Origin of the sequence: Dactylosporangium sp. NPDC006015 (assembly GCF_040614215.1) — a bacterium.
Lineage (GTDB): Bacteria > Actinomycetota > Actinomycetes > Mycobacteriales > Micromonosporaceae > Dactylosporangium > Dactylosporangium maewongense.
The window spans coordinates 58,819-72,179 of record NZ_JBEXUD010000047.1 but is presented as its reverse complement, the minus strand read 5'-3'; the positions used below and the strand labels follow the sequence as shown (position 1 = coordinate 72,179).

7 protein-coding genes and 1 pseudogene are annotated in these 13,361 nt (G+C 75.5%); 3 read left to right on the top strand and 5 right to left on the bottom strand.

The genetic code is table 11. The annotated features are described in order from the left end of the window. The first annotated feature begins 9 nt into the window (after positions 1 to 9). Entirely contained in the window at positions 10 to 2,667 is a 2,658-nt protein-coding gene (locus ABZ321_RS47355) for a glucosidase (RefSeq protein WP_344512925.1), read from the top strand. A gap of 7 nt (positions 2,668 to 2,674) precedes the next feature. On the opposite strand, the gene ABZ321_RS47350 is transcribed toward ABZ321_RS47355, so the two are convergent. The 3 genes from ABZ321_RS47350 to ABZ321_RS47340 all read right to left on the bottom strand — a co-directional run bounded on the left by ABZ321_RS47350 (position 2,675) and on the right by ABZ321_RS47340 (position 6,463). Then, the gene (locus tag ABZ321_RS47350; RefSeq protein WP_344512923.1) at positions 2,675 to 3,139 is read right to left on the bottom strand and encodes a hypothetical protein; all 465 of its coding nucleotides are present in this window, start codon (positions 3,137 to 3,139) and stop codon (positions 2,675 to 2,677) included. Positions 3,140 to 3,188: 49 nt separating this feature from the next. Further along, complete coding sequence (locus ABZ321_RS47345) at positions 3,189 to 5,852, bottom strand: EAL domain-containing protein (RefSeq protein ID WP_354902947.1); 2,664 nt, start codon at positions 5,850 to 5,852, stop codon at positions 3,189 to 3,191. Positions 5,853 to 5,947: 95 nt separating this feature from the next. Continuing rightward, positions 5,948 to 6,463 carry a TetR family transcriptional regulator gene (locus tag ABZ321_RS47340; RefSeq protein ID WP_344512919.1) on the bottom strand — a complete coding sequence of 172 codons (516 nt, stop codon included), beginning with the start codon at positions 6,461 to 6,463 and terminating at the stop codon, positions 5,948 to 5,950. Positions 6,464 to 6,545: 82 nt separating this feature from the next. Between ABZ321_RS47340 and ABZ321_RS47335 the strand changes: the two genes are divergently transcribed. Next, positions 6,546 to 7,667, top strand: a complete 1,122-nt coding sequence (locus ABZ321_RS47335) for an FAD-dependent oxidoreductase (RefSeq protein ID WP_344512917.1) — start codon at positions 6,546 to 6,548, stop codon at positions 7,665 to 7,667. Positions 7,668 to 7,740: 73 nt separating this feature from the next. On the opposite strand, the pseudogene ABZ321_RS47330 reads toward ABZ321_RS47335, so the two are convergent. Then, a pseudogene (locus ABZ321_RS47330) lies at positions 7,741 to 8,463 on the bottom strand (protein phosphatase 2C domain-containing protein); the annotation flags it as partial. A gap of 63 nt (positions 8,464 to 8,526) precedes the next feature. On the opposite strand from ABZ321_RS47330, the gene ABZ321_RS47325 reads away from it, so the two are divergent. Beyond that, positions 8,527 to 11,901 carry a LuxR C-terminal-related transcriptional regulator gene (locus ABZ321_RS47325; RefSeq protein WP_354902945.1) on the top strand — a complete coding sequence of 1,125 codons (3,375 nt, stop codon included), beginning with the start codon at positions 8,527 to 8,529 and terminating at the stop codon, positions 11,899 to 11,901. Positions 11,902 to 12,006: 105 nt separating this feature from the next. Here ABZ321_RS47325 and ABZ321_RS47320 read toward each other — a convergent pair whose 3' ends face one another. Then, positions 12,007 to 13,359 carry a serine/threonine-protein kinase gene (locus tag ABZ321_RS47320; protein WP_344512963.1) on the bottom strand — a complete coding sequence of 451 codons (1,353 nt, stop codon included), beginning with the start codon at positions 13,357 to 13,359 and terminating at the stop codon, positions 12,007 to 12,009. Positions 13,360 to 13,361: the final 2 nt, after the last annotated feature.

The following is a 13,361-nucleotide window of genomic DNA, read 5'->3' as shown; positions in this document are numbered from 1 at the left end:
AATGACTTCGTGATCGAGGACGATGGGAACGCCGAGCGCCGACGCCTCGCCGAGGCCGACAGCGGGGAGCGCCCATGGCGGGGCTGGGGGCCCTACCTCTCCGAGCGCGCCTGGGGCACGGTCCGGGAGGACTACAGCCCGCACGGCACGGCCTGGGACTACTTCCCGCACGACCAGGCCCGCTCCCGCGCGTACCGGTGGAACGAGGACGGGATGGCGGGCATCTGCGACGACCGCCAGACGTTCTGCTTCGCCCTCGGCCTGTGGAACGGCAAGGACCCGATCCTCAAGGAGCGGATGTTCGGTCTCGGCGGTGACCTCGGCAACCACGGCGAGGACGTCAAGGACTACTGGTGGTATCTGGACTCCACGCCCACCCACTCGTGGATGAAGTGGCGCTACCACTACCCGCAGCGCACGTTCCCCTACGACGACCTGGTCGCCGAGAACTGCCGCCGCGGGCGTGACGAGCCCGAGTACGAGCTGGTCGACACCGGCATCTTCGACGACGACCGCTACTGGGCCGTCGAGGTCGACTACGCCAAGGCCGGCCCGACCGACATGTGCGTCCGGATCACGGTCAAGAACATGGGGCCCGAGCCGGCGACCCTGCACCTGCTGCCGACCCTGTGGTTCCGCAACACGTGGGCGTGGGGGCTGCCCGGCCGCGACTACGAGCCGGAGATCCGCGTCAAGGACAACGGCCTGCTGGCCGAGCACCGGCTGCTGGGCCGCCTCGCGCTGACCGGCGACGGCGCGCCCCAGCCGCTGTTCTGCAACAACGAGACCAACGGCGACCGCATCTGGGGCAAACCGGGCCGCGAGTACCCGAAGGACGGCATCAACGACCACATCCTGCACGGCAAGGACACGGTCAACCCCGACCTCGTCGGCACCAAGGCGGCGCTGCACTACCTGATCTCCGTGCCCGCCGGCGGCACGCACGAGATCCGCCTGCGGCTCAACCTCAACGCGCCCGGCGCGAAGGACCTCGCCCCCGCCGACCTGCGCGCCGACTTCGACATGACCATGTCCCGGCGGCTGGCCGAGGCCGACGCCTACTTCGCCGACCTCGTCCCGCCGACCGCCACCCCGGAGGAGGCGATGATCGTCCGGCAGGGCGTCGCCGGCCTCATGTGGGGCAAGCAGTTCTTCCACTTCGACGTCGCGCGCTGGCTGGAGGGCGACCCCGTCTCCGAGCCGCCGCCGGACAGCCGCCGCCACGGCCGCAACAGCCACTGGTGGCACATGAACAGCTGCGACGTGCTGTCGATGCCGGACCCGTGGGAGTACCCGTGGTACGCCGCGTGGGACCTGGCGTTCCACTGCGTGGCGATCGCCCGCGTCGACCCCGGCTTCGCCAAGGACCAGCTGCTGCTGCTCCTGCGGGAGTGGTACATGCATCCCAACGGACAGATCCCGGCGTACGAGTGGGCGTTCGGCGACGTGAATCCGCCCGTGCACGCGTGGGCGGCGCTGCGCGTCTTCGCGATCGACGGCTCCAAGGACTTCGACTTCCTCGCCCGTGTCCTGCACAAGCTGCTGCTCAACTTCACCTGGTGGGTCAACCGCAAGGACGCCGAGGGCAACAACGTCTTCGAGGGCGGCTTCCTCGGCCTGGACAACGTCGGCCCGTTCGACCGGTCCGCGGCGCTGCCCGTCGGCGGCCGCCTGGAGCAGTCCGACGGCACGGCGTGGATGGCGATGTACGCGTTGAACATGCTCGACATGTCGCTGGCGCTCGCGGTGCACGACCGGGTCTACGAGGACATCGCCGCCAAGTTCCTCGAGCACTTCGCGTACATCGCCGACGCCGCCTACGAGTTCGGCCTCTGGGACGAGGAGGAGGCCTTCTTCTACGACGTGCTGCGCACCGCCGACGGGCAGCGCATCCCGCTGAAGGTCCGCTCCGTCGTCGGCCTGCTCCCGCTCACGGCGACCACCATCATCGGCTCCTCCACGCTGCGCCGCCTGCCCGACGTCGCGGCCCGCCTGCGCTGGTTCCTCACCAACAAGCCCGAGTACGGCGACGTCGTCGGCGCGAAGAAGAGCCGCGGCGGGCAGCAGCTGCGCCTGCTGTCGATGGTCGGGCCCGACCAGCTGATCCGCATCCTGCAGCGGATGCTCGACGAGGAGGAGTTCCTCTCCCCGTACGGGCTGCGGACGCTGTCCCGCGCCCACAAGGACGAGCCGTTCACCGTGCACATCGGCGAGGCGGACTACACCGTCGGCTACGAGCCCGCCGAGTCGACCAGCGGCCTCTTCGGCGGCAACTCCAACTGGCGCGGGCCGATCTGGTTCCCGGTCAACTACATCCTGATCGAGGCGGTCCGCCGCTTCTCCGAGTTCTTCGGCGACGACCTGCAGGTGGAGTACCCGGCGGGCAGCGGCAAGATGGCCACCCTCGCCGCGGTCGCCGACGACCTGTCGCGGCGCCTGGTCAACATCTTCCGCGACGACGACACCGGCCGCCGGCCCGTCTTCGGCGACGTCCCGCTGTTCCAGAACGACCCCGCCTGGCACGACCTGCTGCTGTACTACGAGTACTTCCACGGCGACACGGGGGCGGGGCTCGGGGCGGCGCACCAGACGGGGTGGACCGCGCTGGTCCTCGACCTGATCCTGACCCTGCACGCCCCGCCGCGCCCCCGCGCCACCGACTACTGAGCGGCGCTCAGGAGGGCACGCCGCAGACCTTCCAGGCGTCGCCCTCCTCGACGAGGGTGAAGACGTACCGCTTCGGGGAGCCCTCGGCGTACACCACGTCCATCGTGATGTCCGCCGAGGTCTTGCCGTTGACGTTCCGGATGAACGTGCCCACGACCTTGTGGCTCTGGATCTTCGGCTGCCGGCCCAGGGCCGCGACGTAGTCGTCCTGCGTGTGCTCGCCGCGCGTCGCGGCGCACGCCAGCCCGTACGCGGCGGCGAAGTCCCCGGACTCGAGGGCGCCGACGTAGGCCTCGGCGGCCGCCTGCGCCGCCGACGTCGAGTCGGCCACCTTGTTGAAGAGGAAGTAGGCACCGACGCCGCCACCACCGCAGCACAGCACGGCGAGCACGCCGACGACGATCAGCACTGTCCGCAGGGTGGTGTTCCTGCGCGGCGGCTGGGGCACCGTGTACTCGAACTGCATGGCCATGGATGATCACGGTAGAGCAGCGGCGCCCCGCCGCGTATCCCCGCTGCGGTCAGAAGAGCCTGGCTCGGTGGCGCTCCAGGTAGGCCTCGACATGCTCGGCGTGGTCGGGCCGGCTGAGCAGGTAACCCTGGCCCAGGCGGCAGCCCGCGGCCCGGACGACGTCCACGTGGGACTCGGTCTCCAGGCCGCACGCGACGACGTCGATCCCCAGGCGGCGGGCGAGGCCGACGACGACGTCGACGATCGGGGTGGCCGGGGCGCGCTGGCCGGCGGGCTCGCTGAACAGCACCTGGTCGATCTTCAGGACGTCGACGGGGAGGCGGCGCAGGTGGGCGAGGGCGGTCGGGCCGGTGCCGAAGTGGTCGATCGCGGTGCGGACGCCGAGGGCGCGCAGGCCGGCGAGCTGCTCGACGGCGCCGGTGTCGTCGGGCAGGGCGGCCTCGGCGACCTCGATGATCAGGGACTCGGCGGGGACGCAGTGGGTGTCGACGGCGGTGGCGACGGTGGCCAGCCAGCCGGGGGCGGCGAGCTGGCGGGCCGAGGCGTTGACGGACATCCACAGGTCGCGGCCGTCGGCGCGCCAGCGGGACAGCTGCCGGCACGCCTGGTGCAGGGCCCACTCGCCCAGCTCGTCGGCGAGGCCGAGCTCCTCCGCGACGGGCAGGAACTCGTGCGGCGGGACGACGCCGAGCCGGGGGTGCCGCCAGCGCAGCAGCGCCTCGACGCCGGCGGGGAGGCGGGAGCCGAGGTCGACGACGGGCTGGAAGACGAGGTCGAGCTCGCCGCGGCCGACGACGCCGGGCAGCTGCTGCTCCAGGTCGGTGCGGCGGACGAGGGCGGCCTCGAAGGACTCGTCGTAGCACTCGACCCGGCCGCCGTCGCGGCCGCGGGACAGCTGCCGGGCGCGGCGGCGGGCGATGTCGGCGCGGCGCAGGACGTCCTCGGCACCGGCCGCGCCGTGCGGGTGGCCCGCGCCGCGCAGGTCGGTGACGCCGACGTCGGCGGTGAGGTGGACGGTGTGGCCGGGCAGGTGGAACGGCTCGGCGAAGGCGGTGGCGACGCGTGTGGCGAGCGCGAACGCGTGCACGAGCGGCGCGCCGGTGAGCACGGCGAAGCCGGCGCCGGCGAGGCGGGCGGGCAGGTCCTCCGGGCCGACGGCGGCGCGCAGCCGGCGGGCGGCCTCGATGAGCACCGCGTCGGCGACGGTCGGGCCGTGCAGGTCGGCGACGCTCTCGAAGCGGTCGAGCTCGGCGACGAGCACGCAGCCCGCCTCGGCCGCCGGGGCGCGGTGGGCCTCGGCGACGGCGGCGAGGAACCGGCGCCGGTTGGCGAGCCTGGTCTGGTCGTCGGTCCAGGTCGCCTCGTCGAGGCTGCGCTGCAGCTGGGCCCGGTCGCCGACGTCGCGGACGTGGACGACGACGCCGGCGACCTCGGGTGCGGCGCGCTGGTCGCTGATGGTCGACTCGGTGTCGCGCCAGTGGCCGAACCCGTCGCGCAGCCGGGCCTGCAGCAGCACGTGCTGGCGGCCGGCGAGGACGGCCCGCAGCGCTTCGCCGGCCGGGCCCGCGTCGGCGGGGTGCAGCAGGTCGGTGAGCGGGCGGCCGAGGACGTCCTGGTCGGAGAGGCCGAACTGGCGGGCCGCGGCCGGTGACTGCCACCGCACGACGAGCTCGGCGTCCAGGACGATGGCGACGTCGGTGGAGCCGGCGACTAGCGCCCGGAAGTGCGCCTCCCGGGTGGCGAGGGTCCGCGCGTACCGCCGGATGTCGCGGGCCGCGAGGCCCTCCCGGCACGCGACGGCGACCGCCGCGGCGACGCCGAGACCGACGGCCACGGGGTCGAACCGGCCGCCGGTGAGCAGGTGCGTCACGGACACCGCGACGGCGAGCAGGGCCGGCCCGATGAGCAGCGGATAGCCGGCGAGGGTGCCGCCGGCGTCGGCGGCGTGCGGGCGGGTCGGCGCGTCGTCGGCGCGGCGGGCGCCGGCGAGGATCAGGAACGGGCCGGCGACGAGCGCGAGCCCGGCGACGGCGAGGCCCGCGGAGACCCAGCCGGCGCCGGGGCCGAACGGCTCGCCGGGGCGGCGCAGCTCGGCGAGCAGGACGGTGAAGAGGCCGAGCCCGACGATCGACAGCGCGGATCCGCCGGCGCAGGCGAGCGCGGCGGGGCGGTGCCGGACGGCGCGCAGCCCGGCGACGACGGCGACGGAGACCGAGACGCAGCAGGTGACCGCGACGGCGAGGGGCAGCGGCCCGGTGAGGACGGAGGTGGTGGCGGCGAGGACCCAGACGCTGTAGCACAGGGTGACGCCGATGCCGGCGCCGTCGAGGAGGCGGCGCAGCCGGGCGCGGACCGTGGGGGCCGTGCCGGGCAGCAGGAGCAGGCCGAGCAGGAACGTGGGCGCGGCGACGAGCGTGGTGACGGCGGCGGCGACGCCGGGCGCGGCGGTGGACGTGGTCAGCGCGACGAACCCGGTGACGGCCACGCCGGCGCCGGTGAACAGGGCGCCCATGCCGAGGAACCCGGCGCCACGGCACGGGCCGAAGTCGCTGCGGCCGTGGTGGATGCGCAGCGCGAGGCGGATCAGCGACACGGCGTGGACGAGCGAGCCCACGATGACACCGGCGGCGACGGCGCCGAAGGACAGCACCGGACCGGCGGAGGCCGCGGCACTGAACGCGGCGACCGCGGTGACCAGGACGAGCCAGAACATGCGCGGGTTGCTGACCACGGTCGTGTCGCTTTCGCGAGAGGGCGGGCACTGGGGGATTCATGCTCAAACCGGTCAACGATCCGGGCCGCCCGAGGTTATCGGTGGGTTGTGACTATTTCCTGGACGGCGGCGAGCCGGGCCCGGCGCTGCTCGTCGGTGACCGTGCCACGGGTCAGCTCGTCGAGCAGGAGCCCGTCGATGAGGGCGATCGCGAGCCGGGCGCGGTCCTGCGAGCCGAAGAGCTCCACCGCCCGCTGCACGAACCCGCCGGCCAGGTCGGCCGCGGAGGGGCCCAGCTCGGCCCGGGCCTGCGGGTCGAGCATGAGCATGAAGCGGGCCCGGGTGCGGGCCGCGTCGCCGAGCACCCAGCCGCGCAGCACCGCCGGGAGATCCGCGCCGGACGCGTCGGCGAGGTCCAGGGCCGCGATGCGGGTCAGGGCGGCGGTCAGCAGGGCGGCGCGGCTCGGGAAGTGGTAGCCGCAGGTGCCCTGGGGCAGGCCGGCGGCGGTGTCGACGGCCCGGTGGGTCAGCGCCCGGACCCCGCCGGTGCCGAGCACCTCGATCGCGGCGTCGGCCAGGAGCGTCTTGCGATCCGCGTCACGAACGTTCACACGGCGATGCTACAGGTGTAGCGTCGAGTTACTACACCTGTAGCAAATCCAATGGGAAGACGGAAGTCGGAAGGAGACGGCCATGCGCGCGATCGTGGTGGGCGGCGGTATCGGCGGGCTGGCGACCGCCCGCGGGCTCGGGCGGCAGGGCTGGGACGTCACGGTGCTCGAGCGGCGGCCGGACCTGTCCCAGGTCGGTGCCGGCATCTCCCTGTGGCCCAACGCGATGCGGGCGCTGCACCACCTGGGCGTCGGCGACGCCGTCGAGCGGGCCGGCGGGCGGATCCACGGCGGCGGGCTGCGCGCCTGGGACGGCCGCCCGCTCAGCCGGGTCCGGTTGCCCGAGCCGCCGGTCGTGCTGCACCGCGCCGACCTGCACGAGATCCTCCTCGACCGCCTGCCGGCGACCGTCCACACGGGACATCACGTCACCGGGGTCGCCGGGGTCGAGGCCCTGGACGCGGACCTGATCGTCGGCGCCGACGGCATCGGCAGCGCGGTCCGCGCCGCGTACGCCCCGCAGGTCCGCATCCGCGACAGCGGCCAGGTCTCGTGGCGGGCCGTCGTCCGGGGCGACGTCGACGGCGGCGGCGAGACCATCGGGCCGAAGGGCTGGCGCTTCGGGTACGCGCCGACCGGTCCGGGCACCGTCTACTGGTACGCCGCCGCGCCCGGCCCGCCGCGCGCCGGTGCACCGGCCGAGCAGCTCGCCGAGCTCACCGGCGCCCTGGCCGGCTGGCACGACCCGATCCCCCGCCTGCTCGCCGCGACCGCCCCCGGCCAGCTGTCCCACCACCCGCTGCTCGACCTGCACCCGGTCGCCCCGATGCGCTTCGGCACGCGGGTGGCGCTGGTCGGCGACGCGGCGCACGCCATGACGCCCAACCTCGGCCAGGGCGCCTGCCAGGCCCTGGAGGATGCCGTGACCCTGGCGCTCCTGCTGCCGAAGGGTGCTCCCGTCTCCGTCGCGCTCGAGGTGTACGACCAGCAGCGCCGCCCCCGGGTGGCCGCCGTCGCACGGCGGTCGTGGCAGGTCGGCCGGCTCGCCGGGGCGCGCGGCAGGCTCACCGGCGCGATGGTGCGGACCCTGTTCCGGCTGACCCCGGACCGCGTGACCGTGGCCGCCGCCGAGCGGGTCGCCGCGTGGACCCCGGACGACGTCCGGATCCCGGCGGCGGTCAGGCCGGCAGCCGCGCGCCGTTGACCTCGTCGCGGCCGAGCCACGTCCGCAGCCGGTGCCGCAGGCCCTTCGGCTCGGGCACGTCGTCGCCCACGATGTCGCCGACGACCGCGGTGATGTTGTCCGGTCCGCCGCCGCGCATCGCGAGGTCGACGAGCCGGTCGGCGCACTCGCCGACGTCGTCGTACTCGCGCAGGACCTCCTCGATCGTCTCCGCCCGCAGCACGCCCGACAGGCCGTCGCTGCACAGCAGGTACCGGTCGCCGGCCCGCGCCGGGACCACCGAGTAGACCGGGTCGGTCGGCTGACCCTGCAGGACCCGGCTGACCAGGGACCGCTGCGGGTGGGTCGCGGCCTCGTCGAGCGTGATGCGGCCCTCGTCGACGAGCATCTGCACGTAGGTGTCGTCGCGGGTCACCTGCGAGAACTCCTCGCCGCGCAGCAGGTAGGCGCGGGAGTCGCCGATGTGGACGAGCCCGACCCGGTCGCCGGAGAACAGGATCGCGGTCAGGGTCGTGCCCATCCCCTGCTTCTCCGGGTCCTCCTCGACCTCGTCGCGGATGCGCCGGTTGGCGTCGGAGACGGCGGTGCGCAGGGCGGTCAGCAGGTCACTGCCGGCGAACTCCTCATCCAGCGGGGTCATCGCCTCGATCGCCAGCCGGCTGGCGACGTCGCCGGCGGCCATCCCGCCCATGCCGTCGGCGACGGCGAGGAGCCTGCCACCGGCGAACATCGAGTCCTGGTTGGTGCTGCGGACCATCCCGACCTCGGTCCGGGCGGCCCATTCCAGCGTCAGGGGGCGCGGCTGCGACTCTTCCATGCCCGCCAGCGTCCCCGATCGACACACACAGCGTCTGTACGCACTTGTGCGTATCGTGGCCGCATGCCCGCCACCCCGTTCATCGGACGAGCCGAGGAGCTCGCCGAGATCACGGGTGCCTGGAAAGCCCTGAAGGCCCTGAAGGCCCTGAAGGCCCTGCCCGGCCTGCCCGCCACGGGACGGCCGGCGTCCCCGGCGCCGTCCGCGCCCCGGGTCGTGCTGGTCACCGGCGAGGCCGGCAGCGGCAAGAGCAGGCTCGTCGCCGAGTCGCTCGACCGCCTCGACCCGCCGCCACCGGTCGTGCTGGCCGGCGCCGCCCGTACCCTCGGCGCGGCACCGCACGACTGGCTGGCGTCCGTCCTCAGCGGTCACCCCCTCGACGGCGGCGTGCCGGCCGAGCTCGCGCAGCGCTCCCCCGCCCCGGGCGGCGGCACCCGGCTGGCGCCCGCCGCGATGCTGCGCGCCGCCGTCGACGTGGTCCGCCGGCTGCTCGACGGGCGCTGCGGCGTCCTCGTCGTCGAGGACCTGCACGACCTCGACCCGGCCAGCCTCACGCTCATCGGCGAGCTCGCCGCGGCCGCCGCGCTGCCCGCGCTGCTGCTGGTGACGAGCCGGCCGCCGCAGGAGGCCGCGTTCGCGCCGGCCGCCGCCCGCACGCTGCGCCGGCTCGGCGGCGCGCCGTCGGTGGTCAGGGTGCACCTGGCCCCGTTCGACGCGCGCGAGACCGCCGAGCTGATCGAGGCGCACCGCGGTGCCGCGCCGCCGCCGGAGACCGTCCGGGCGATGCTGACCCGCACCGGCGGCAACCCCTTCTGGCTGACCGAGCTCCTCACCGCCCGCGGCGACCTGGCCGGCGCCGTCACCACCCGCGGCGACCAGGTCGGGGCGACGCTGCCCGCGCACGTCGCCGGCCTGCTGGTCGAGCCCCTGGCGGGCGAGCCGGCGCTGGTCGGGCGGGTGGCCCGCGCCGCGGCGCTGCTCGGCGACCCGGTCGAGACCGACGTCCTCGTGCACGTCTGCGAGGGCGAGATCGAGCCGGCCCTGCGCCGCCTGCTGGACCTCGGAATGCTGGTCATCGCCCCTGACCTGGCCCCCGCGGGCCCGCTGCGCTTCCGGCACCCGCTGCTGCGGGACGCCCTGGCCGGCAGCGCGTTGCCGAGCGAGCGGGCGCGGGTGCACGGCCTGGCCCGGACCCTCGCCGTCGAGCTGGGCGACGACGCCGCCCTGGCCAGGCACGCCGCGGCGCTTGGCCGTCTCGATGAGGCGTCTGCCGCTGCTGTACGGGGAGCGCACGCCAACCTGGCCGCCGGCCTGCCGGACGCCGCCCTGGACCTGGTCCACCTCGGCCTGCGCGCTCCCGACGCGGGCACCCCGTCGGCGGCCGACCGCCGGGAGCTGCTCCGGGCGGGCGCGCTCGCCGCGTTCGTGGCGGGCCGGTTCACGGTCGCGGAGCGGCACGCCGCGGACTGGCTGCGCCGCGCGTCGGACCCCGCTGAGATCTCCGACGCGCACCGGCTCCTCGCGGAGGTCCGCTGGTGCCTGGCCGACCGGGCCGGCCACATCGCCTCGCTCGCCGACGCCCGCGCCGCCCTCACCGCCGCCACGACCGACCGCCCCGCCGCCGTGACCGACCGCGCCACCGCCGTCACCGGCCGCGCCACCGCCACAACTGGCCGCGCCGCCACCACATCGGGCCTGGCCGCCGCCACATCGGGCCTGGCCGCCACCACATCGGGCCTGGCCGCCGCTCCGGGCCGGGCCGACGAACGGGCCGGGGACGGTAGAAGCGGCGACGGCCGCCGGGCGGCTGAAGGTACAGGAGCGGCTGACGCGGCAGGAGCGGCTGGCGCGGGCTGGATCGGGCAGGCGTGGGCGCGGCAGCTGGCGGCGGAGGCGGCGAGCGCGCTGCGGACCACTGCGCCGGGCGTGGTCGTGCCCCTCGCCGAGGCGGCGATGGTGGCCGCGGAGCGCAGCGGGGAGAGCATCGCCTCGGCCGGGGTGACGCTGGGGACGGCGCTGTCGTTCGGGGGGTGGCGGGACCGGGGGGTGGCGCTGCTGCACGCGTGCCGGCAGATCGCCGAGCACGACCGGGACCCGGTGACCGTCGGCCGGGCCATCAACAACCTCGTGGCGGTCGGGCTGCCGGGGCTCGGCGACGTGACGGGGCGGCGGTTGTTCGACGAGGCGATGGCCGCGATCGGCCGGGCCGGGCTGGAGTTCTGCGCGGGGCGCACGACCGCGCTCGGCATCGCGCACGCGCTGCGGACCGGGGACCTCGCCCGCGCCGAGGCGCTCACCTGGTCGCGGCTGCCGATCGAGACGGATCCGCTGGAGCGGGTCAGGTTCGTGGCGACGGCGGGTCTCCTCGCGGTCGAGCGCGGCGACGACCCGCTCGCGGTGCGCCTCCTGGCCCGCGCCGACGGGGAGGGGCGCGACGTGGGCCTCGTCAGGGTGCTGCGGGTGGCCGTCGCGGCCCGCGGGGCGCATCCGGCCGACCCGGCTCTGGCGCTCGCCGACTGCGTCGGCCACTGCCGGCCCGCGCGGCTGGTCGAGGCGGCCCGGTGGGCCCTGCACGGCGGCGTGCCGGCGGCGACGGTCGAGGATCTCGTCGGCGACGCGGTCGGCGCGGCGCCCCAGCTCCGGCTGCTCCTGGCCGTCGCGGCGGGCCGGGACGCCGCCGCGGTCGACCTCCTGCCGGCCGCCCTTCACCACGGCGGCCCACCCACCCCGCACCCCGGCCCCGCATCCACCCCGCGCCCCAGCACCGCGGCCACCCCACGGCCAGGCACCGCCATGAGCCACGGCGACCCGGCCGCACCCCACCACAGCGGCGCGACCGCCCTGCAGCCCCGGACCGCCGCGCGGCACGGCGACCCGGCCGCTGCGCGCCCCGGCACCATGACCACCCAGCAGCCCGGCACCGTGACCGCTCCGCAGGCCGGCGGCGCGGCCACCCGGAACACCACGCAGCACGGCGATCCGGGCGTGTCGCACCACGGCAGCGGTGCGACGGTCGCGGACCGCGGCGACGCTCGACGAGGTGGCGCGGATGTCGAGGTGGTGGAGGCGGCGCCGTACGACGCCGCGGTCCACACGGCCGTCGCGCACGCGCTGCTGCGGCTCGGCCGGGCCGGCGACGCGCGGCAGCACGCGGAGCGGGCGGTGGCGCTGCTCGTGCACTGGCCCGGCTGGCGGCTCACCGAGGCGGAGACGCTGCTGCACAGCCTGCGGGCCGGCGGCGACCTGACCGCGCGGGAGATCGAGGTGCTCGGCTGTCTCGCCGCCGGCATGTCCAACCAGCAGGTGGCCAGCTCCCTGGGCATCTCGGTCCGGACCGTCACGGTGCACGTGTCCAACCTGCTGCGCAAGACCGGTGCCGCGTCCCGCACCGAGGCCGCGATGTGGGCGGTCCGCCACCGCGTCGTCACACCCAGCTGAGGACCGGCTCGGCGCCGCGGCGGGCACGGCCGCCCGGTGCGGTCAGGCCGCCGACGCGGCGCGCCGCCCCGCCCGGCGGGGCCGGGTGACACGCCACCTGGCCGGTCAGGTGAGCGACGCGGCGAGCACGCCCACGGCGGCGTCGAGCTCCTGGTATGCGGCGGCGGTGGTGATGGAGCCCTCGCGCCGGCGGTCCACCAGCTGGTTGCGCAGCCGGTCGATGCGGGGCGCGGCGCCGACCGGGTTGATCATGATGTTGTTGACCTGATTCCTGATGTCGTCCACCACGTCGGAGCGGAGCTCCCCGGCGGCGGAACGGCGGTCGACGACGTCGAGGACCGCCTGCCCGGCCTGCTGCGGGGTGAGCCGGGACGGCGCCGGGGTCGGGTTCGGCGACGGCGACGCCGCGGGCGCCCCGGACGACGGGCGGCCTTGCGGGGCCGCCTGCGTGGCGGTGCGGGTCGCCGCCGGTGGGGGCTGGACCGTGACGGGCGGGAGGATGGAGACGAAGATGCTGACCGTCGGGGTCGGCGACGCGGTCTGCCCGTCGTCGCGGTTGCGCCACACATAGGTGAGGCCCACCAGTACCAACGCCGCCAACGACACGGCGAGGACCGGCACCCAACGGCGTCCGTGCCGCTGCGACGACGACTCCAGGGTCGCGGCGACCTCGGCGGCGGTGGGGCGCTCGGTGGGGTCGGTGTTGAGGCAGCGCAGGCAGACGGCGGCGACCGCGGGTGGCAGCCCGTGCACGTTGAGGGCGGGGCGGTGGTCGGCGGCGACGGCGCGCTCGAGCTCCTCCCACGTGGCGGCCCGCAGGGGCGGGTGCCCGGTGAGCATCTCGAACAGCAGGACGCCGAGGGCGTAGACGTCGGTGGAGCCGCTGGCGGGCGCGCCGACCAGCCGCTCCGGCGCGACGTACGGCGGGGTGCCGAAGGTCAGCGTGTCGCGCTGGCCGACGTCGGCGGCGATGCCGAAGTCGAGCAGCTTGACGCCGTCGGTGGTGAGCATGACGTTCTCGGGGGTGACGTCGCGGTGCACGACGCCGCGGCGGTGGGCGGCGTGCAGCACGTCGGCGACGGTGGCGGCGACCGCGATCGCGTCCGTCCACGGCAGCGGGCCCTCGGCGAGCCGGCCGGCGAGGGAGGTGCCGTCGAGGAGCTGCATGACGACGTACGCGGCGATCCGGCCGTGCGTGGTGACGGTCTCGCCGTAGTCGTAGACGCCGATCGCGTTGGGGTGCTCGATCCGCGCGGCGGCGCGGGCCTCGCGTCGGATCCGGTCGCGCTGGCCGACGTCGGTGCCGATGGGACCGTCGAGGACCTTGACCGCGACGGTGCGCTCCAGGGTGCTGTCCCACGCGCGCCAGACGACGGACATGCCGCCTGCGCCGACCGGTTGTTTCAGGATGTACCGGCGGGCCAGGACATCGCCCTCCCGGAGCTGACCGTCGTGCATCA